Here is a 22,455-nt window from a genome sequence, read left to right as displayed (position 1 = left end):
GTGGTAATCTGGCTTAAGAAATCCTGGGTAGAGGATTTGAGATCTTTCTGCCATACTACTTCCTGAGCAGGAAAAGTAAGGACAGCACATACAGCCAGAACGCCTGCATAGCTTTTTCTCATGTATTGATGTCTTTTTTTTAGTTAATATTAGTTTTTGTATTCCCGCTGCAAATTTAACACTTTTTAAGACAACGGTATCACTTGAACGGGATCTAATACTATTTATTTTATCATTTCCATATTTTCTCAATTTTACAAGAGAAATTTTCTCTCTTTGGCAAAGCTATGGCTTCAAAGCGACAGAACGTGTCGTGTTTTTAATAATTTAATCAGATGGAAAATAACTTATACATTATTTTACAATCAGATCAGGTTATTCAGTAACTAAAAAGACCGCCTTAAAAAAGACGGTCTTTATATTTAAAATATCCGGTTGATTAAAGAACCTGAATATTATCTAACTGGATTGTTGTAGTAACCCCACTTCCGTTTCCGGTATATTCAAACAGAATAAAACCGTTACCTGTTAATGAAGCAGGAATATTATAGGTACCCGCCGGAGCTAATGTACCGTAATTAACTGTCGGAGCCTGCGGAATTGTGAAGGCAGATGTAATATCTACTTTTGTTGCTGCTGTAATATCTCCAAGCGGAGTATAGTTGGTAGTATAGTATACTTTTAAAGCATTACCATTCCAGAATCCAACGTTAACGTCAAATTTCAGTTGGTTAGCAGCGGTAAAGTCAACCGGTACAGCAAAATAAGTGACATAATTTCCAGTACCAGAATTCGCTCCCAGCTGAATATACTTGTTACCGCTAAACGTTTTCAACTGCCAGTATCTGTTTCCTAACAGAGGATCATTGATATATTTAGGATATACTTCAAGATTGGCAGGAGTAGTCGGATAACTCTCAAAATCTTCAAGGAATGATCCTGAATAAGCAATTGCAGTTCCACCCTTTGGTGGCGTAGGATCAACTCTTGTACTTTCTGTGAACTGAACATCAGATAAGCTTCTGATCAGCATCTGCCAGGTTGAATTGTATCTGCTTACAACAAAAGTAATGTTCCCGCTACCTTTTGGAAGAAGCTCTCCTCCATTTTTGAAGAATCCTGAGTTTCTGATTATAGCAGTTCCTCCCATTTTATCTTCAATATTTCGGTCTGTATCTAATCCCTGTCCGGCAGCATCATAGTCAAGATACTTTTTCTGAACCGGGAATAGTTCAGCAATGTTGAACTGTGCATCAGGTACAGTAACTAATGTATTGATAAGGTTAGCCTGTTTCGCATCTGCTAAAGATGCTAACTTAGTTGGAATAATGGTCTGAATATCCAGTCCGTTCCCGTTACACACTCCTGAAACATATCTTCCCACAAGAGCCTGAGGAATTCTTCCAATCGCAAATACAGGATCTACCGAACCTAATTTAAGAGTTCCTCTGTCCAATCCTAAACGTAGTCCTTTTGCATTAATTCTGATGTGAGCCCCTACCGGAAAATCAGCAAAATTACTTGCCTTATCCACTTCAATCTGAAGCCCAACTGTAGGATTAGATGTTTTATCCTGGAAAGAGATCGTTTTATAGAAGTTCCCCTGAGCATCAGAAGAAATAATATATCCGTCAAAGATCTGATCTGTTTCGATTAGTTTAAAACCTGTAGCCGGAGCCTGAGCTGCGAAATCTGCCATCGACATTGTAGGTGCCGCAAACTTATTAGAACAAGCGATAGGAGGATTTTCCCAATCGTCATTCTTTACACAAGAAGACACTACAGCAAGCACACCCGCTGCTAAAAATGTCGTTTTGAAAAAGTTAGTGAAATTATTCATTGTTATTTTTTTATTTTTTATTAGAATCTGAATTGTAGGTTAACAAAATAAGAACGTCCCTGGGTGTACCAGTATTTCGGTCCGAAGGAAGGTGCAGAGCTATAATAATCAGTAGCAAAATCTGCAGCTTTTGTTTCTCTTGTCTGCTCGAATCCTCCGGTAATAAATCTCTTATTATTTAGGATGTTATTCACAGAAGCAGTTAATAACAGGTAATACTTTCCAATCATGAATGATTTCCCGGCATTAGCATTAAGGAAAAATGCGGAAGGAAGTTTCACAGGCTTCAGCATATCTCTTACATCAGATTCAGTAAGATTTAAATATGGAGTACTGGAATACGGGTTCTGAATAAAATTATTGGTTCTTAAAGCCGGAGCGGGATCCAGATAATTATCATCAAAATAGTTCCAGTTGGCTCCTACCCACCAATATTTTGGATTGTTATAACGGAATCCTAACGAGAAGGCCTGCTGAGGCGTACCTCCCTGCTTATAATTCTTAATATAAGCCTGCCCGAAAGACGTTACGCTACTTCCAGAAGCATCAGATACCAGATATACTTCCGGATTATTTCGGTAGGTATACTGTCCGTAGCTTGCAAGACCCTGCAATGATAAAGTAGGCAGTATCTTCACATCCACACCCAATTCTGCTCCCATGTTTCTTTTTTCAACATTTGACATTACCTGGGTAACGAAAGCACTCTGTACCTGAGAAACAGATCCGTCCGGATTGGTGCTGCTCAGCTGAATACCATCAGCAAAGAACCTTTGCACATTGGTCTCGTTCTGAGTATCTACAATATATCCTGATGCTCTTAATTTAAGGAAAGGCGTACTGATCACATAGCTTAAATCATTAGCAGTATATACCGTACTTCTGATGTTAGGATTCACCAACGCGTTGATTCTTGGGTTGATGAATAAATCCTCTAAGAATGGTGCCTGGTTGTACACGGCTCCGTTATATACAAGGAAGTTTCTTCCGTTGATACGGTAAACGATCTGCCCTTTAAGACCATAGTTCCAGAAGTTGTAATCTTTCCCTTTTCCGTAAGAGTTTTCGTATAAATAATGTTTGAAAAGACCTTCTCTGTTTGATGTGGAATACCCAGCCAAAGCAGAAACAAACACGTCGAAATTACCTGTTGAGAATTTCAGTCCCGGGTTTATTTTTGCTTCCTGTCTTCTAAGGATATAATTGTACGTCATACGATCTCCTTCTTTAACCTGGATAGTTGGATCAAGCGTATTGTAGAATCCTGTAGAACCCGGTTTTGCAGATTCTCTGAAAGGGTCTACATTAATCGCGTAATCTCCTCCCAGAAGATCTTTTACCTCACGATAAAGCTCTGATTTATAGTTCTGATAAGAAACGTTTAAAATAAACTTCGTTCGGTCGTTAAAATTATAGGTATAGTGGGTCGCTGCATTGAAGATCTTATCATCACTTACATCGTCTACCAGATAAACTTTGGAACGTCTTCCGCTCAATCCGTATAAACGGGTCATTTCATTCTGATCTACCGCATCATCTTTCTGGTTATTGGCATAAATTCTGCCCCAATTGATCTGCGTTACATCCGGATCACCGTTCTGCCATGCAGAAAGACTTGCGTTATATCCTTCCCACAGTGTTCCAAATAAATTGGGATTAAGGGTATTATTAACAGCGTTATAATTAATGCTGTTTATGTAATAACTTGGTAAGTTTCTGTAATAGGTAGGAGAAGGGTTAGTTACACCGTTCCAATCCAAACGGGAACCTCTGTCCTTTCCAAACTGATAAGATAGGGAAGTCCAAAGGCTTGAATTCTTGTTGATCTTCCAGAAATCCTGAATCTGGAAAATCGGCTGGAATCCTCTTCTTACCCTTTCACTTCTCTTTTCTCCATCCTGCCATCCCCAATAGGAGTTATAATGTACTCCTCTGTAATCATAAACTTCCTGAGTACTCGGACTTGCGGTAGATCTTCTGTATGGGGCACCGATGAAGTTGAAAGTCATCGTATGGCTGTCACTGAATTTCTTTTCAATTCCCAGGTATGCTCCGTAAGCATCGTAGAATGTTCCTTCCTGGATTCCTTCTTCCGCCCATCTTCTTGCTCCCATTACAGTGAATGCCCATCCTTTCTTACTCATTCCTGATGTATACCGGAGAGAGGTTCTGTTTCTGTAATTTCTGTTGGTTAAAGATTGTGTAAACTGGAATCCTTTTCTATACTCACTGGCTTTGGTGTTTTTATAAACAACAGAGCTGTTACCACCAAAAGCGTATTCAGACGGGGAATGGTTAGAGGCAATTTCCGGATATCGTGTAATTTCATTCAGACCTCCCCAGTTGCTGAAGTCTACATTACCGTTATCAGATTTCACCATAGAAACTCCATTCAGCATTGATTCTCCGGTTCTTCCGTCAATACCTCTCGGGCGGAACCAGTAAAATCCAAGATCAAAAGCAGCAATTCTGCTGAAGATGTCCTGAGAAGACTGCAGCAAACCTACTGTAGAAGCCTGGCCGCTGTTGCCGTCGTCATCATCGTCACCCTCAATGATAGCCAGACCTTGATCTGCGCTTGCAAGAGCAGAATAAAGGGTAATAGTCCCTAAATCCTTTCTTTTCTCATCTGCTGCTACATCAAACTCCATTACTTTCGTTTCGAAGTTCGGTTTCGCAATCACAATTTGGTAATGGCCCGGCTGAAGGTCTACAAACTGGAAATATCCAATTTTGTCAGCCGTTACATCATTCTCACTCCCTTTAAGATCTACTTCAGCCCTTTCAACAGGCTTTCCTTCCGCATCCTTAAGATACGCAAACACAGTGGTCTGCGCAAAATAGTAGGAAGCAGGAAGTAAAGTAAATAAAGAGACTAATGATAGTTTTTTAATCATGAGTATATTTATTTTTTTTAATACTTTTCTTCTTAATTTTCAACAGTTTAAAACTTGGGGGCACAAATTTAATCAAAATTTAGAATTTAAAACTTTTTTAACGTTATTTTTTCTTAACATTGCACACTTTTATGAATCATTATATAAAAGAATTATATTTATACTGTTTTAAATTTACAAATATTTAAAATGGAATGAATTAAAAAAAGGTAAATTTGTCGTTTAAATAATTTTAATACTCTAGAGGATGAAGAGATTTATGAGTTTTATGGCCATCGTTTTTTCAATAATGGCTTTTGCACAACAGGGGAAACTTAGGAAAGTGGCTACTGTTGGCTTTTTGAATGTAGAAAACCTTTGGGATACAATACGTTCTGCAGATTATATTGATGGGACCAAAGATATCCGTAATCCGGCTTTTCACAGAAGTATTCCGATTGATTCCATCCGGTTTTTAGAAGCTGAAAAGCATGATGGGCCCTGGAGTGATTATGCTTTAAAAGGTAAAAAAGCAGTGAGATACCAAAGCGGCTCAGAAGAATTTACTCCAAGCAGCGCTAAAAATTACAATACCAAAATCTATAAGGCAAAATTAGCCAATGAAGCTAAGGTAATCTCTGAAATGGGTGCCCAATACACCAAAACAGCTCCTGCAGTAGTAGGTTTGATTGAAGTAGAAAACAGACAGGTAATTGAAGACCTTATCAAGCAACCGGCCCTGGCAAAATACGATTATGGGATTGTACACTACAATTCTTATGATTACAGAGGTATTGATGTAGCTCTGATCTATCAGAAAAGAAGATTCACAGTGAGCAACTCATTAAAGAAAGAACTGAAAATCTTTGATGAAAAAGGAAAAAGAGAATATACCAGAGATATCCTGGTAGTAACCGGATTCCTTGACAATGAAAAAGTTGCCTTTTTTATGAATCACTGGCCATCAAGAAGAGGAGGTGAAGCAGTTTCCCTTCCAAAAAGAAATGCAGCGGCCGCTTTACTTAAGCAGCAAATGGACAGCGTAAGGGCAGCAGACCCTTCTACCAAGCTTTTTGCAATGGGAGACTTCAACGATGATCCTGTAAGCGCGAGTTTAAAAAACCACTTAAAAGCAGTGGCAAGCCCTAAAGATCTTAGCGAAACAACTCCGTATCTTAACTTAATGTATCCTTTATACAAAAAAGGAATCGCTTCTTTAGCATACCAGGATGCTCCCAATCTGTTCGACCAGATCATTGTTTCTAAAAACGTTATTTCAGATCAGGTAACGAAAGAGTATTCTGTTTACAAAACTGAAATCTTTGCACCTGCTTACCTCGTCAATAAAGAGGGAAATTACAAAGGCTATCCTTTCAGGTCCTGGAACGGTGATCAGTTCACTGGAGGATACAGTGACCACTTCCCCGCTTTTGTCGTTCTCCAGAAAGAACCTTAAAATAATATAAAGCACTCATTTTCGAGTGCTTTTTTTATGTTTTATCCAAACTCAAGCCGGCCGATGGTTGCACGTTTATTTTCTAAACAGACAGTACAGATGAAAATAAATGATCTTTGAAATAATTCAGACAGCAGACACTTACAATTACATTATTCAAATAAAATAGCCAGATACAAAAAAGGTCCGGAATTTCTTCCGAACCTTTTATTTTTATAATAGCTGAAAATTATTTGTTGAATAATTCTTCTACTTTATCCCAGTTTACCACCTCAAAGAAAGCAGAAACATAATCAGGTCTTCTGTTCTGATAATTCAGGTAATAAGCGTGCTCCCAAACATCCAGTCCAAGAACCGGAGTTCCTTTCACATCTGCAACAGGCATTAAAGGATTATCCTGGTTGGGTGTAGAAGAAACAGTTACAGACCCGTCAGCATTTTTCACTAACCATGCCCATCCTGAACCGAATCTTGTTTTAGCAGCATCAGAAAAATCAGTTTTGAATTTATCAAAACCTCCGTAATTTTCGATCGCTGCTTTTACGTTTCCTACCGGCTCCTTGCTTCCGCCCGGAGTAAGGATTTCCCAGAACAAAGAGTGATTGAAATGTCCACCTCCATTGTTTCTTACCGCAGGCTTATCAGTTCCTGTTTTGCAGATCTCTTCGATTGTTTTGTCTGCAAGATCAGTTCCTTCAATAGCTTTATTTAAATTGTCGATATATGCCTGGTGATGTTTTGTATAGTGGATTTCCATTGTTTTTGCATCAATAGTAGGCTCCAATGCATCATAAGCATATCCTAATTTTGGTAATTCAAATGACATAATTTTTATTTTTAATGTTATACCCAAATTTAGCCATTATTTAAACTATAATCAAAAACTGGGGATTACTTTAATAAATCTTTAACATTGATATATTGATTTAGAATGAATTAAATTTTAATTTATATCCGGATACTTTCACAAATACCCGTTATCCTGATCAGGACTCCATTAATGTAAAAATGCGGTATTATCCGCCGATCAATCTCATTCTACCGTGATTGAACTTAATTTAGAAACCGGAATTTTAAATCCGTAAAAATAAAAAAGCACGAAGATATTGGATCTCCGTGCTTTTCATTTAACAACAATTAAATTAATTTATTTATTCATAGACATCAGGAATTCTTCGTTATTGAGCGTTCCTTTGATATTTTTATTCACAAATTCCATAGCTTCCACAGGATTCATTTCCGAAAGATACTTTCTCAGGATCCACATTCTCTGGGAAGTTACTTCATCAAGAAGGAGATCATCTCTACGGGTGCTGGAAGATACAAGGTCGATGGCCGGATAGATTCTTCTGTTGGCAATTTTTCTGTCCAGCTGAAGTTCCATGTTACCTGTTCCTTTGAATTCTTCGAAGATCACTTCATCCATTTTGGAACCGGTATCGATAAGTGCTGTTGCAATGATCGTTAATGACCCTCCCCCTTCAATTTTTCTGGCAGCCCCGAAAAATCTTTTCGGTTTGTGAAGAGCATTGGCATCTACCCCACCGGAAAGAACTTTTCCTGATGCAGGTGTCACGGTATTATAAGCTCTTGCCAGCCTGGTAATGGAATCCAGCAGGATCACTACATCATGGCCGCATTCTACCATTCTCTGAGCTTTTGCCAGAACAAGGTTGGCCACTTTCACATGTTTTTCTGCGGCTTCATCAAATGTAGATGCGATAACTTCTGCATTTACGCTTCTTTCCATATCGGTAACCTCCTCGGGACGTTCGTCGATCAGAAGAACCATCATATATACTTCAGGGTGGTTGGAAGCAATAGAGTTGGCAATATCTTTAAGAAGCATGGTCTTACCCGTTTTAGGCTGGGCAACGATCATGGCTCTCTGTCCTTTTCCGATCGGGGCAAACAGGTCAACGATTCTGGTAGAGATAGTTGAATTGTTTCCGGCAAGGTTGAATTTCTCCTCAGGGAAAAGTGGTGTTAAATATTCAAACGCAACACGGTCTTTAATGAAAGCCAGATCACGTCCGTTAACTTCCGTAGGCTTTAATAAAGAAAAATATTTTTCACCTTCTTTTGGAAGTCTTACGATTCCTTTAACGGTATCTCCGGTTTTCAGGCCATAATTTCTGATCTGTGCAGTAGAAACATACACATCATCAGGAGAAGAGATATAGCTGAAATCTGATGAACGAAGGAATCCGTAATTATCCGGAAGGATTTCCAGAACTCCTTCAATGCTTACCATACCGTCGAAGTTGAATTCTTTCTTCTGCTCGGTATGTTCTTCAGTTTTCTCAGCATGTCTGTGCTGATTCTGATTCTGGTTTTGGTTCTGGTTTTGATTTTTATGCTGGTTTCCGCCGTTTTGCGGATGATTGTGTCCTCTTTGATTTTGAGGTCTGGCCTGAGACTGAGGGTTGTTTGGCCTTTCTTCTGACGGAGCAGATTCTTTGGGTTCTGTGTTTTTGGGAGTTTCGGTTTTTTCCTGCGGAGCAGTTTCTGTATTGCCGGTATTGGCCGTAACTCTTTTTCTTTTCTTTTTGGCTGCTGCCTGTACCGGGGGTTCTTCTGTAACCGGAGCAGTCTCAGCTTCGGGTTCTTCCGTTTTTATTTCCTGAACAACCGGTGGTACCGTTTCTTCCGGTTTCTCTTCAGCCTTAGGTTTCGTTTCTGCCGGAGCTTTTGCTTCTGCTTTGGGCTTGGCCGCAGTTTTTCTAGGGGCTGCTTTTTTGGCAGGAGCTTTTGCAGGTTTTTCTGCTGGGGCTTCTTCAGTAGTCACACTGCTTTCTGTGGCATTGAAATAATCTTTTGAGACTTTAGGATTAGAAGCCTGAAAGTCAAGAATAGCAAAGATCTTATCATTTTCATTGCTGTTTCTTGCAACTTTAACGCCCAAATCTTTTAAGATTTTAGTCAGTTCCGTTACGGATTTTGACCTTAACGTTTCTATGTTAAACATATTTAATGTAAAAATGTAATTAATTGTGAGTAAGAAAAGTAAGTCCGGTGACTTTTGTTTTCAAGTACATTGTATAATGCAAATCTACACTTATTTTTGAATTGTGCAAAATTTATATTATTTTTGCCTGGAATTTAAGATTCGATGTTACAGAGAATACAGACCATATGGACTTTTTTAGCAGTTTTAGCTGCTGTTTTCCTTTTTATTTCAGGACAGGATGTTGCTGTTTTCGGCAATATTCCGGTAATTGATATAAGCTGTGTGGTACTTGTTTTAGCAGGTGCATTGAGTATTTTCAGTTACAAAAACAGAAAAAGACAAATTTTGCTGAATACCATCAGCATCATTATAAACGTTTTGTTGATTGGTGTATTGGCGTACTGGTTACTAAACTTATCCGGAGGAATTCAGTTTCCTGAGAAGGGTATTGAGCCGGTTTTCCCATTGATCGCGGTAATCTGTCTGCTTATTGCAAACACATACATCCGCAGAGATGAGAGGCTCGTAAAATCTGTCGACCGACTCCGATAGCCTTACAACGATTTTTTGAGTGAGAACAGTTCCGAAAGGAGCTGTTTTTTTATTTAGATGCAGGAATTGGTGTAAATCAGGTAAAAGTTCAAAATTGAGCAGAAATTGAAAACAGAGTTCCCGCAAGGATAGACCAAAAATATTGATCTAGCTTCCGGACAAGATAAACAAAGGCGTAAACTTACAAAGTCTTTGTATTTCAAAAATAAGCGAAGCGGCCTTGATTATCTTAAAAGCGTCCGTTATTATTTGTCCTTGTTTTCCATTGCGCTTAATAAAAAAGATTAAACAGTTTTAAAAATGTTTTTTCCAGACTTTGAGCCGGATTCCAATTCATTTTAATAAAGTGAGAATTATTTTATTGCAAAGCCTGATTTTTGTTGTGCCATATTTTAATGAAACAAAGAGTGGAATCAATTGCATTGATTTTTTTAAGCGAATGTATATATTAAATTTATCTTTAAGCCAATAAATTTCTATTGCCTGCCAGGCATATTTCATTAATTTTATATAACTTGATGCAACATTTCCGTTAAGGATACGACTGATCATATTAAATAGTAATCAACATGAAAAAATTAACCTTTCTTGCTTTATCTTTTTTTTCAATAAGCACTTTCGCCCAGCAGGTCTCTAAGGAAAGAGTACAGACTATCCTATCCACACTCGCCTCAGATGAAATGAAAGGCCGTGAGATCTGGACTCCGGAAAACGATAAGGCAGCCGAATACATCGCTTCACTTTTCAAAGAAAACAATCTTGAATACTGTACGGGAAATTCTTACCTGATCCCATTCGAGTACAAAGGACAGAAAGCATATAATGTATGTGGAATCAAAAAAGGAAAAACAGATAAATATTTAGGCTTTTCCGGCCACTTCGATCATATAGGAACCAGCGATAAAACAGGAGACAATATTTATAACGGTGCTGATGACGACGCCAGCGGAATCACTACTCTGGTAGGTATTGCTGATTATTTTAAAAATAAAAAACCGGATTTCTCAATGGTTTTCATCGCATTCAACGGGGAAGAAAAAGGGATGCTCGGTTCCAAAGCGATCTCCACAGATGCCAGTCTGGATAAAGTCTACCATAATATGACCGCTCTTTTCAATTTTGAAATGGTGGCCACAGAATCCCAATGGGGAAAAAACGCACTGTTCATGACCGGTGATGAGTTTTCGGACCTTGATGAACTGATGAACAGAAATGCCGCCAACGGAATGAAAATCAATCCGGATCCTTATGCCTCACAGCAGTTGTTTTACAGATCAGACAATGTGAGTTTCGTTAAAAAGAAGATCATTGCCCATTCATTCTCTACCGTAGATATGACCAAAGCCCATCATTATCATAATGAAAGTGATGACATCAGCGTAGTGGATTTCGATAACCTGACGGATATTATCAACAATTTCGGAAAAACACTTGAAAAATTAAAACCTTCCAATTTTGCTCCGAAATACAATGATAAAGTGAAATTTTAATAGAATAAAAACCGCCGGAATGGCGGTTTTTTTATGTTATAAATTATTTTATACATCCGTCTTCAGTATAAAACGACATTAAAATTCACAGTATATCAGGGTTCTGACAGGAATTGTAACAAAATCAAATTAATGAACACCTATTAAGTAAAGTAAAAAAAGATTTAGAACGTCTGTTCCTTTAATTTTACGTAATTTTGCTATCCAATTTTTCATTGAATGAAACCATTACAAAGAATACTTCATTTCGCAAAACCCCACCGGAAATACCTTTTCGGGAGTATGTTTTTCAATATCCTTTACTCGTTACTCAACATTTTATCCGTAGGAACCATGCTTCCTATTTTAGGGTTAATGTTCGGTACCATTGAAAAACAGGATAAACCTCCTGTATGGTCCGGAGAGATAGGCGATTATTTTGAATTTTTAAAGAACAAGGCTTATTTTTTCGTACAGACTGAAATTGCTCAGCATGGTGCTGTTCAGGTGTTGGCCGCTCTTTGTGCCATCACTGCATTTTCTTTTTTACTGAGAAATATTTTCAGATATATCGGTGCTTTTTTATTGGTAAACTACCGTGTAGGTATTACCCGTGATCTGAGAAGCGCCATGTACAATAAATTTCTGCAGCTTCCTGTTTCCTTTTTTACCGAGCAGAGAAAAGGAGATATGATGTCCAGAATTTCCAATGACATCGGAGGTGTGGAAGGCGGAATTATGGGGGTACTGGTAGACCTTATCAACGCTCCGTTCATGATCATCTCTTCCCTGATTGCTTTATTCATCTTATCTCCGCAGCTTACCCTGTTCTCGTTAGTCGTTTTCCCGGTTATGGGTCTTCTTATTTCCTGGACTGGAAAAAGTCTGAAAAAACAGGCTTACCAGGCACAGGCAGAACTGGGAAATCTTTTCTCACTGGTAGACGAGACTTTAAAATCTTCAAAGGTAATCAAGATCTTCAATGCAGATAAGATCCTGAAGAACAGATTTAATCAGACAACAACCAACTGGCAGAATTTCGCCATTGATATGAGCCGAAGACGTGAACTGGCTTCTCCAATGAGCGAATTCCTCGGTTCTATCACCATTCTTATCATCACGTGGTACGCCGGTACCCAGATTCTTGAAGAGCAGACGATGCAGCCTCAGGCTTTCCTGGTTTTCATTGGAATGTTCTTCCAGATCCTGGATCCTGCTAAAAAACTATCCAGTGCCATCTCTTCCATTCAGGGGGGAATGGCAAGTTTAGACAGAGTAGCGGAAGTTCTTGATTATGATCTGAAAGTAGAAGAAATTGCGGAACCTGTATCTATTTCTACCCTGAACAGCCAGATTGAATTCAGAAACATTGGTTTCTATTATGATAAAGACAATGTGATTCTTAAAAACTTCTCACTTGTTATCCCTAAAGGTAAAACAATTGCCCTTGTAGGACAGAGCGGAAGCGGCAAAACAACGATTGCCAACCTTCTGGCAAGATTCTATGATGTAAGCGAAGGTGAAATCCTTGTTGACGGAACCAATATCAAACATTTAAAGCTGAATGAATACCGCCAGCTTCTGGGGATGGTAACACAGGAATCGGTTTTATTCAATGATACCGTTTACAATAATATTTTAATGGGTAAACCAGAAGCGACAAGAGAAGAAGTTATTGCTGCGGCTAAAATAGCCAACGCAGACTCATTCATCACCCAGCTTCCTGAAGGCTATGATTCCAATATCGGGGACGATGGGGGAAAACTTTCCGGAGGACAGAAGCAGAGGGTTTCTATCGCCAGAGCAGTATTGAAAAATCCTCCGGTAATGATCCTGGATGAAGCTACTTCAGCCCTGGATACGGAATCCGAAAGATTTGTACAGGATGCCCTGGAGAAAATGATGGAAAACAGGACTTCCCTGGTAATTGCCCACAGACTTTCAACAATTCAGAAAGCAGACTGGATCGTGGTAATGGAAAAAGGAGATATTGTAGAGCAGGGAACCCATCACGAACTGATCGCGAAAAAAGGAATGTACCACAAACTGGTGGAACTTCAGAATTTCGATTAACCGTTACTGCATTCAATTTTATTCAAATGAATCCTATACAAGAGTACTTTTACAGAATCGACGAGCCTGAAAGAAGTACTCTTTTGTTTTTACGTAAAAAGATCCTCGAATCTGATCCCGAAAACATCACGGAGACCTTAAGCTTCGGGCTTCCCTTCTTCAAGTATAAAAAGAAAATGCTGTGCTATCTGTATTACAGCAAAAAGCATCAGAAACATTATGTAAGCTTTTATCACGGAGACCGGCTTGATCATCCGGAACTGCTTCAGGAAGACCGGAAAAAGTTCAAAATACTTCTTATCGATATGGAAAAGGATCTGCCTGTGGAGCTTATTATAAGCCTTACAGAAGAAGTTAAGAAACATATAAAATAACCTGAATCAATTAACTGATGCAGGTTTTGAGGCAGAGGAAAGTTATAAAGGTCATCAATAATAAGAGTTGATTTGTTTTTACTTTTATGCCATTCTTATTTTACAGTGTCACTAAAGCAGCTTCCGCCTTTTATACTTAAGCCTTAACCCGGAATCAGGCTGAAATAAAAACTGCGGCAGGATTTCCCCTACCGCAGTCCTCTTTAAAAACTATTCTTCATCACTGTGTATTAATTCCGCTGAATTCCGCCTGTTTAAGTGCCCATGCAAAAGCATTGGCTGTAAAAGTAGAATTATAAATCAATGTTCCTGCCGGTCCGTAAGTCGTTTTAGGAGTTGGCTTTTTATTCGTATCCAAAACAAACGGACAAATAGTACTTGAATTTAAATCACCTGTATTTCCGCTTTGAGAATTAAATCCTCCCTCTCCAACCCATATCAGGTTGAAACTTTTATGTTTAAACGCTGTAACAGCACCTGCAACCGTTCCTGTATTGTTATTGGCATTGGTAGCATTGGAATAGACATTTATTTCCCCTGATGGCAATCCTGTGAAATACACGACATCTGTTGCATCGTCCCCCCAAAGCTTACCCCTGATATCTCCAAAAGGACCGTTAGTAATATCATCGGAAGTAATAGGTAAAGTATATGTTCTCCCGTCTCCGGAACCTCCTGTTGTAGACTGAGAAATACTCGGGTCGTTAAAGATGGTTCTGAAGAAATTCTGATTTCCTGAATTATCTTCACAGAACGAAAGAACAACTCCTCCTTTCTGCAGATATTGCAGGAAAATGGAAGCTTCGGCAGCATTCATTCCATAACTGTACCCTATTACCACTATATCAACAGGGGCCGGGCCCAGCAGCCAGGTATTCAGCTGAGCTGCACTTGGTGAATTGCTTCCGTCAATAATCTGAGACCATCCTTCGTATTTTACGGTACTTGCAGGAAGCGTTCCGTAGTTGGTATTGGTTGTGATTAAGGTGTTGGAAGGTCTTCCGGTATTGCTGAAATTATATCCGTACGTTGTTCCAAGTCCTATTGTAAGCAATTTTTTTGCAGGAATCACTACTATGACATTTACGCTGCAGGTGGTAGAAACCCCTCCCTGGCTGTCTGAAGTGATCGTCATCTTTTTCACTGTTGTGGAAGTTGGTGTACCTGTTCCGCTTAAGGTAACATTCTGATTCCCTGTTGCGGTAAATGTTCCCGAACCCCTGAAAGAAATTCCATCTACGGTATTTGTTGTAATGGTATAGCTTCCTAATGCTGAAACATTGACCGGTAATGTAATGGTATTGGAGGCGGTAAGAGCGGTTCCCACTTTGTAAACTCCGTTCACTGTTGCACTTCCGCAGCTCATCGTATAGCTTCCCGCAGGACTGAGTACATTCACTGAAACAGGAGGTGTACAGGTTATATCTGCGCCATTGGCTGTTAATGATACATTATCTGTCTGAATATTCAGAGGGGTTCCCTGTCCCGCGATCTGGATCGTCTGTACACCTGTATTGAGGAAAACGCCTGTTCCGTAGAAATTATATCCGTTGGAAGTAGTGCCGGAGATGGTATAATTTCCTGCTTTGGTAACGTTCACAGCAATACTCAGATAATTTGAAGGGGTTAACTCGCGCCCTTTTACATAAGTTCCCATAGCTTTGGTATTGGAACAGTCCACCGTAAACACCGCCTTTCCCAGTTGTCCGCATACACTTTTCCATTCATCATCTGCCAGACTCCAGTAATTAAAGCAGTCTTCCGTAGTATTATAGATGGTAAGACCGTCGTCTGCCGCTTTATTAATAGTGATTGCATTTCTCTGAGTCTCTGTAAGCCGGGGAATAAGTATTCCTTTATTGTGAGCCGTTGAAACAACATCCAGTACGGAATTTTCATTAGGTGTTGTAGTATTGATACCTACCGCCCCGTTACTGGTCTGTGAATACAGCTTTCCAAAAGTCAGGAGCAGTATTAAAAGCAGCATTTGCAATCCGGGCTTTGTAAATTTTGTTTTCATCGTTTTTTAATTGTTGGTTAATATTGCGTTCTTTAAAAGGGACCGATATGATCCTCCGCAAAAGTATATTCCTTTCTCTCTTTCAGCTTAAAAGAAGACTACGCAATACTACGCGTGCGTAATAAAACTCATGTTTTCCTCAGCAGGGGTCTTTCTGAAAGATCAGAATTACTTCTGAAATAAAGATTTCCACTTCGCAAGGGTATTTCTGCTCATTTTAAAATGGGCGGCAGTCTGGGTATTCGTCAGCTTGTTCTTTTTCTGGTATGCAAGAATTTTCAGGACAGAATTTTTGTCATAAGATTTCATCCGTTGATTTTCTAATTCGGAGGTATACTCCATATCTCCGAAAATTAATTGTTCAAGCCGTAAAATATCTATGGTTGTGAAAAGTGACTCAAGCTTTTTCCGAATGAGCGGATCTGATAATTTTTCAGGAAATTTCTCATAAATAATATCCGTGTAGATACGTTGGTAGTCCGGATGCAGCCTGCTCATTTCTTGATCCATTTGTAAAGCGTGGTTTTGGGTACTTTATATGTTGAAACAACTTCAGCCGCACTCATCTGTCCTGAATTTATTTTATCGAGTATAAAGTTTTTCACTTCCTTTGTATAGATACTTTTCCTGAATACCATTGCAGATTTCCCGACTTTAATTGTACGGTCTGTCATGGTGGGAGGTGCATAAAGAATCAGATGTCCTGTATATATTCTGAAAAAATCAAATTCCAGCAGTTTACACCATCTCAGCAGCACTTCCGTATCCATACTATTTTTCAAATACATACTTTCTACCTCTTCGTCATTACAGTGCATAAATTTTGTAATTCTGCTGAGGGGTATACAGAGTTCTTCGGCTTTTGATTTCACCAAAGTCCCTATATGAATGGTTTTCAAATTCATGTTTTTATTCTTTACAGACAAAAGTACCTTCTATCCTTTGATGACGGTATGTATACCGGTACGCAATTCTACTTGTGCGTAATAAAAATCACCAACAGGATCTCAGATCTTCAGAATAAAGCTGTTCATGTTGATTTCAGAGGGAATATTCAGTTTTTTTCTGATCCTGTATTTTCTGCTTTCAACGGCCCGGATACTATTATTGGTACATTGGGCAATTTTTTTGGTATCAAAATCCAATTTCATCAGGGCGCAGAAATATAATTCAGAGTGAATGAGACCGGGATTCAGCTCCAGAACTGCCGGAATAAAATGAGGGAAGAATAGCTGAAATTTATCAAAAAACAGCGGCGAATTATTTTCCGCAAGGCTGAAAATTTCCTGTATATCTTCTTCAGTCAGGTCATTAAGCAGCATCTGCTGTTTCAGCAGTTCATTATTTTCCTTAAGCAGATCTTCTATGGTAGAATCTTTCATCCGGGTATCATTGATCAGACCGTAAATGAGATCATCTTTCTGCTTGATAAAAACAATATCCATAAAAAAGGTAGCTATGGAAAACATAATATTGAGAAGTCTGACCGTTTTGAAATCTCCCTCCTGAAAAAAACTGCTTTTGGGAAGAAAACTGAAATCAAAATAAAGACAACTGATAAAATTGACACTGATAAGCACAGTAACAATATGAATCAAATAATTGTCTTCTCTGTAATTCAGAAAAAAAGGCAGGGCAAACAGTATAGAAAAATAAAAGTATTCCACCCCTGCATTTTTAAAGGTGTATATATGAAAAAAACTGACAATAAATACCAACAGAATAAAAATAGAGAACACGACACCTTTAAAAACCCTTTTAAACCTTTTGGTTTTACCTTTCAAAGACAATAAAAAAAGCCAGAATAAAGTAATTATTGTGAGAAATGTAGATATCAGAATATCTCCAAAAAAAAGAATAATGAAAACAGAATAAAAAAAGAACAACAGGAATAAAAACAGCAAATATCTGTTGATAAGGTTCAAATAGTTACTTTCAAAATCGCCATTGCTTTTTTCAGGCTCACCGTGGATCACCTTAACGAAAAATTCGTAAATCATCTCTTTGTTTTGTTTTTTTTAAATGCCCTGAAGCTTTTATCACCAATAGCTACTTAAGCACATTTCAATACTCACTAAAACACATAAAAATGCAGGGGACAGAAAAGTGCCTGAAATACTGGCTTTAATGAAAACTGACCAGTGGTTTGGTTTAATTCCTATGCTAAATGGCAATCGGATAAATATAAATATTTTTTTAATTCACAATAATCATTTAATTAAAAAAATACAATGAATTCAAACATTAAAATGAATATTAAATATACAACTTCACCAAAACATGTAAAATTAAACATATGCCAATTAATATTTTAAGATACTGCAAAATTATACAACCATAAAAAACGGGCATCCGCCCTGATCACTCAATTCTACTCACGCGTATTAAAACTCATACCAAAGATCATCAATGACTTCTGTGAGCATAACCAAACAGTGCAAGGACTTTAACAATTTATACCTATTTATCAATGTTTATCATTTCAAAAAACAAAAAAAGACCATTCGATATGAATAGTCTTTTGCTTTTATGATGAATTGTAATTCTTAATCTTTCATTCTTGCGATCACATCCAGACCGCCTTTTGTAATATCTCCGATCTTACAGATGATCTCTGTATCCAACGGCAGGAATACATCCATTCTTGATCCGAATTTAATGAAACCGAACTCATGTCCCGCTTTAGCCTGATCTCCTTCATTACAGTAGAAAACGATCCTTCTGGCCACATATCCGGCAATCTGTCTGAATACCACCTGATGATTGGTAGGAGTCTCTACGGCTACGGTCGTTCTTTCATTCTCGGTAGAAGACTTTTCATGCCATGCCACAAGATATTTTCCCGGATGGTACTTTTTATAGATTACCTTTCCGGATACCGGGTAACGGCAGATATGAACGTTCAGCGGAGACATAAAGATAGAAACCTGAATGGCTTTTCCTTTCAGAAATTCAGTTTCTTCCACTTCTTTGATCATCACTACTTTCCCGTCTACCGGAGCTATTACATTTTCTCTGTGCTCCAGAATATCACGGTTCGGAACTCTGAAAAACCAAAATACCAAACTGTAAACAACCAGTAACGGCATAATGATCAGCAGCGACCACATCTTTAAAAAATAGATGGCCAGCGCTCCCAGTATAATAAAAACGATGGTGGCTACGGTGATCGTTCCTTTCGATTCTCTGTGTAATTTCATGAGATTAAATAAATTTTTCTAAAATAAAGTACAAATATACGACAGGAACGCAGATAATAAAACTATCCAGTCTGTCTAAAACTCCTCCATGCCCCGGAATGATGTTTCCGCTGTCTTTCACGCCGAAATTTCTTTTCAGCTGGCTCTCCACCAGATCTCCCAGCGGAGCAAATGCGGCAACCAGGAATCCTACAATCATCCAGTTCCCTCTGAGTTCAGGCTGGTAATGTTCTATAAAGTATGATAAAACCAATGTAAGGACTACCCCGCCCCCATACCCTTCCCAGGTTTTTTTAGGCGAAATTTTAGGGGCCATTTTGTGCTTTCCGAAAAACTTTCCTACAAGGTAAGCAAAAGTGTCGCTGCTCCAGATCAGGATAAACAGGAAAAGCACTTCCAGTGAAAAGGTTTCGTTATAGCTTGAGTATTTAGGCAGTCCCAGTGCAAAACTGAACGGAAGCGCCACATAGATCACGGTAAAGATAAGCTTCCCGCTGTCGTAATACAGTTCATTGGGATATTTGAATAAAGTAACCGCAGCAATTGCAATTAATGCAAGAGCCAGAACCTCGCTCAATCTGAAATCGAAAAAGAAATCGTGATGAAAATATCTTTTGGAAAAAATATAAAAGATAAAGATAACCAGTGGAAATACCACCCATTTTTCATAGCCTTTCCCAAACTTCATGATCTTTACACATTCCCAGGAACCAACAACCAGCAAGAGGGCGATTAAGCCGTAATAGAGATATTCCTGTCTGATGAGTCCCGGAGAAATACTGTTGATGAGCTGTGCTCCCAGGGGTGTGGTACAAAGGATGATCACAGCCACATAAACAAGTCCGGAAATGGTTCTTTGAATAAGGTTTTTGTCCAAAATGTAGAGTTTATAAGTTGATGCTTAATCTTCAAGCAGCAATAAAAAAAGTTTGGTATTGGTATTGGAAGAATCCAGTTTCGACTGGCTTCCGCTGATGGAGGTCAGGTTTTTAATATTGCCGTTTCTTTTTATTTTCCCCATAGCATCATTCAGATTGTTCACAATCTGCGATACATTGGCCATAATGATGATTTTATTGGGTAACCTTGAAGAATGATAATGGAGGATATTGTTGTGCGAAAGCATAATTCTTCCGTCGTAGGCAATAAGGTACTCACAGGTAATGAACGCAGCATCATTGGAATGCTCCAGTTCTGAAGTGTATGGGGTCTTGATGACGTTTAAAAAACTCTGAAGTTCTTTATCCCAGCAAAATGTGTTGCTGATGCCTTCTATTTTGATAATTTGGTTTAAAGTCTGTAGAGCTTCCGCTTCATCCGCACAATAATTAAAAAATCCCCCCGAATGCGTAAATAATTGCGCAAACTTATAGTCAAGATCCGCGTTTTTCAGCGAATCCCCTAGCTTCTCCAGGCTCTGCTTATCCTCTTCCTCAGGCTGGTTGGTCAGTTTGCTTACAATCCTCTTGAATAAATTCAACTTAATTTATTTTTAGTCAACTTTATACAAAAATAGAAAATAAATTACAATAGATTCTAAAAATGTCTCTTTAAATATGAAAAAACCTGACAATTTTGAGGCTGTCAGGTTTTTTTCTGTTTATTTTTCAGAAGTTTTAAAGCTGTGTAGGACTCTCCGGAGCCTGAATTTCGCTTTCTTCTTCTTTTTCTCTGATCTGAGGTTCTTCAGTTTCTTCCTTTTCTTTTTCAGGAATGGTATTCGTCACAGGTTTTTCTGTCAGTTCAGGATCCCATGCTCTTTTACCGAAGATTTCTTCAAGGTCTTCGCGGAAGATTACTTCTTTCTCTAAAAGTTTATTCGCCAGAGCGTCCAGCTTATCTTTATTTTCGGTAAGAATTCTTACGGCTCTGTCGTATTGATTTTCAATAATCGCCTTGATTTCGGCATCAATCTTAGTCGCGGTTTCTTCAGAATAAGGTTTTCCGAAAGAATATTCGGACTGCCCTGAACTGTCATAGTAAGAAATGTTACCGATATTCGGGCTTAATCCGTAGATCGTTACCATAGCCTGTGCTCTCTTCGTTACCGTTTCAAGATCGGAAAGTGCACCGGTGGAAATATTATTAAAGATCACCTGTTCAGCAGCTCTTCCCCCTAAAGTGGCACACATTTCATCCAGCATCTGCTCGGTAGTGGTAAGCTGTCTTTCTTCCGGAAGATACCATGCTGCTCCTAACGAACGTCCTCTTGGAACAATAGTCACTTTTAAAAGCGGTGATGCATGTTCTACAAGCCATGAAATGGTAGCATGTCCTGCCTCATGATAAGCCACTCTTCTCTTTTCAGAAGGTTTGATTGCTTTATTTTTTTTCTCAAGGCCTCCGATAATTCGGTCTACTGCATCAAGGAAATCCTGTTTCGTTACAGAAGTATGATTATTTCTTGCTGCAATAAGAGCCGCTTCATTACATACATTAGCAATATCTGCTCCACTGAATCCGGGAGTCTGTTTGGCCAGGAATTCTCGGTCTACCGTATCATCAAGCTTGATTTTCTTCAGATGTACGTCAAAGATCTGTCTTCTCTCATGAAGTTCCGGAAGGTCTACATAAATGGAACGGTCAAAACGTCCTGCTCTCATCAAAGCCTTATCAAGGATATCGGCTCTGTTGGTTGCGGCCATTACAATAACGTTGGTATCTGTTCCGAAACCATCCATTTCTGTAAGAAGCTGATTCAGGGTATTTTCTCTTTCATCATTTCCGCCTGAGAAGTTATTTTTGCCTCTGGCACGTCCGATGGCATCAATCTCATCAATAAAGATAATAGCCGGGGATTTTGCTTTCGCCTGGGCAAAAAGGTCTCTTACTCTGGAAGCTCCTACTCCTACGAACATTTCCACAAAATCGGAACCTGAAAGTGAGAAGAACGGAACTTTAGCTTCTCCTGCAACCGCTTTTGCCAGTAAGGTTTTACCGGTTCCCGGAGGACCTACCAAAAGGACTCCTTTAGGGATTTTACCTCCCAGTTTGGTATATTTTTCAGAGTTTTTAAGGAAATCCACCACTTCCTGCACCTCTTCTTTAGCACCTTCAAGACCGGCAACATCTTTAAATGTCACCTGAATTCTTTCTTTTTCATCAAAAAGCTTGGCTTTGGATTTCCCGATAGAGAAGATCTGTCCTCCAGGGCCTCCACCGCCTCCCATCTTTCTGAAAAGAAGGAAATAGAATAGTCCTAAAATAGCAATCCAGATGAGTGCAGACACTAAGATATCGGTGAACGGGCTTTTACCGGTTCCATAATCTTTAGTTGTCTTAACAGCAGGATTTGTCGATTTAATCTGGTCAAATTTCTGAAGGAAAATCTGAAGATCTCCGTATTTTACAGAATAATCTGCTTTCGGAGCGACATCTAATGCAGAAAAAGGATTGTTTTCATTGGCGGATTTTTTTACCATCGCCGCTTTTGCTTCCTTAGTAAGAAAAACATCAGCTTTTTCTATGTCTTTATATATAATTATATTCTGGACTTTCCCCGCCTGCATCTCTCTGAAGAAACCATCTTCATCAATAGACTTTGCACTCTCGCCTCCTAAAAACTGTGAACCGAAGAATAACAAAAGAGCTATGATCACAATTGGAAAAAACCAGTTGAATCCTTTATTGTTCATTTATACTTTT

General features: G+C 38.8%; 17 protein-coding genes. 5 read left to right on the top strand and 12 right to left on the bottom strand.

Translation table 11 applies throughout. The features are described 5' to 3' along the window. Positions 1-439: 439 nt before the first annotated feature. Positions 440-1,840, bottom strand: a complete 1,401-nt coding sequence (locus AC106S_RS16230) for a M949_1556 family lipoprotein (RefSeq protein ID WP_482440600.1) — start codon at positions 1,838-1,840, stop codon at positions 440-442. Between the two features lie 20 nt (positions 1,841-1,860). Beyond that, a complete protein-coding gene (locus AC106S_RS16225; RefSeq protein WP_482440598.1) occupies positions 1,861-4,737 on the bottom strand; it encodes a carboxypeptidase regulatory-like domain-containing protein in 2,877 nt (958 codons plus the stop codon). A gap of 247 nt (positions 4,738-4,984) precedes the next feature. Here AC106S_RS16225 and AC106S_RS16220 point away from each other — a divergent pair, with 247 nt between their 5' ends. Next, the gene (locus AC106S_RS16220) at positions 4,985-6,172 is read left to right on the top strand and encodes an endonuclease/exonuclease/phosphatase family protein (RefSeq protein WP_482440597.1); all 1,188 of its coding nucleotides are present in this window, start codon (positions 4,985-4,987) and stop codon (positions 6,170-6,172) included. A gap of 229 nt (positions 6,173-6,401) precedes the next feature. On the opposite strand, the gene AC106S_RS16215 is transcribed toward AC106S_RS16220, so the two are convergent. After that, positions 6,402-6,998 carry a superoxide dismutase gene (locus AC106S_RS16215; RefSeq protein WP_482440595.1) on the bottom strand — a complete coding sequence of 199 codons (597 nt, stop codon included), beginning with the start codon at positions 6,996-6,998 and terminating at the stop codon, positions 6,402-6,404. A gap of 321 nt (positions 6,999-7,319) precedes the next feature. Then, positions 7,320-9,140: a transcription termination factor Rho gene (gene rho / locus AC106S_RS16210; RefSeq protein WP_482440593.1), complete on the bottom strand. Its 1,821-nt coding sequence runs from the start codon at positions 9,138-9,140 to the stop codon at positions 7,320-7,322. 144 nt (positions 9,141-9,284) lie between these two features. Between rho and AC106S_RS16205 the strand changes: the two genes are divergently transcribed. The 4 genes from AC106S_RS16205 (at position 9,285) to AC106S_RS16190 (ending at position 13,590) form a co-directional block, all read left to right on the top strand. Further along, entirely contained in the window at positions 9,285-9,674 is a 390-nt protein-coding gene (locus tag AC106S_RS16205) for a DUF4293 domain-containing protein (protein WP_482440592.1), read from the top strand. 569 nt (positions 9,675-10,243) lie between these two features. Next, a complete protein-coding gene (locus AC106S_RS16200) occupies positions 10,244-11,164 on the top strand; it encodes a M28 family peptidase (protein WP_482440590.1) in 921 nt (306 codons plus the stop codon). Between the two features lie 219 nt (positions 11,165-11,383). Further along, positions 11,384-13,216 carry an ABC transporter ATP-binding protein gene (locus AC106S_RS16195; protein ID WP_482440588.1) on the top strand — a complete coding sequence of 611 codons (1,833 nt, stop codon included), beginning with the start codon at positions 11,384-11,386 and terminating at the stop codon, positions 13,214-13,216. A 26-nt stretch (positions 13,217-13,242) separates the two neighbouring features. After that, positions 13,243-13,590 carry a DUF1801 domain-containing protein gene (locus tag AC106S_RS16190; RefSeq protein ID WP_482440586.1) on the top strand — a complete coding sequence of 116 codons (348 nt, stop codon included), beginning with the start codon at positions 13,243-13,245 and terminating at the stop codon, positions 13,588-13,590. Between the two features lie 220 nt (positions 13,591-13,810). On the opposite strand, the gene AC106S_RS16185 is transcribed toward AC106S_RS16190, so the two are convergent. From AC106S_RS16185 to ftsH, 8 genes are all read right to left on the bottom strand, one after another. Continuing rightward, on the bottom strand, positions 13,811-15,610 hold the full coding sequence (locus AC106S_RS16185; protein WP_482440584.1) for a hypothetical protein: 1,800 nt from the start codon (positions 15,608-15,610) through the stop codon (positions 13,811-13,813). 168 nt (positions 15,611-15,778) lie between these two features. Beyond that, positions 15,779-16,120: a helix-turn-helix domain-containing protein gene (locus tag AC106S_RS16180; protein ID WP_482440582.1), complete on the bottom strand. Its 342-nt coding sequence runs from the start codon at positions 16,118-16,120 to the stop codon at positions 15,779-15,781. Further along, complete coding sequence (locus tag AC106S_RS16175) at positions 16,105-16,515, bottom strand: transposase (RefSeq protein WP_482440581.1); 411 nt, start codon at positions 16,513-16,515, stop codon at positions 16,105-16,107. The genes AC106S_RS16180 and AC106S_RS16175 overlap by 16 nt, the downstream gene beginning before the upstream one ends. A 102-nt stretch (positions 16,516-16,617) precedes the next feature. Next, entirely contained in the window at positions 16,618-17,277 is a 660-nt protein-coding gene (locus tag AC106S_RS16170) for a helix-turn-helix transcriptional regulator (protein ID WP_482440580.1), read from the bottom strand. An 879-nt stretch (positions 17,278-18,156) separates the two neighbouring features. Further along, on the bottom strand, positions 18,157-18,810 hold the full coding sequence (locus AC106S_RS16165) for a phosphatidylserine decarboxylase family protein (protein WP_482440578.1): 654 nt from the start codon (positions 18,808-18,810) through the stop codon (positions 18,157-18,159). Positions 18,811-18,814: 4 nt separating this feature from the next. Next, the gene (locus tag AC106S_RS16160) at positions 18,815-19,687 is read right to left on the bottom strand and encodes a phosphatidate cytidylyltransferase (protein ID WP_482440576.1); all 873 of its coding nucleotides are present in this window, start codon (positions 19,685-19,687) and stop codon (positions 18,815-18,817) included. A gap of 24 nt (positions 19,688-19,711) precedes the next feature. Next, positions 19,712-20,290 (bottom strand): LUD domain-containing protein, encoded by a 579-nt coding sequence (locus AC106S_RS16155; RefSeq protein ID WP_482440575.1) that lies wholly within the window; start codon positions 20,288-20,290, stop codon positions 19,712-19,714. A gap of 136 nt (positions 20,291-20,426) precedes the next feature. Beyond that, on the bottom strand, positions 20,427-22,445 hold the full coding sequence (ftsH, locus tag AC106S_RS16150; RefSeq protein WP_482440573.1) for an ATP-dependent zinc metalloprotease FtsH: 2,019 nt from the start codon (positions 22,443-22,445) through the stop codon (positions 20,427-20,429). Positions 22,446-22,455: the final 10 nt, after the last annotated feature.

This window comes from Chryseobacterium sp. FR054, from assembly GCF_056844565.1.
The sequence above is the reverse complement of the archived record's forward strand: the minus strand, read 5'-3'. Positions and strand labels throughout refer to the sequence as shown.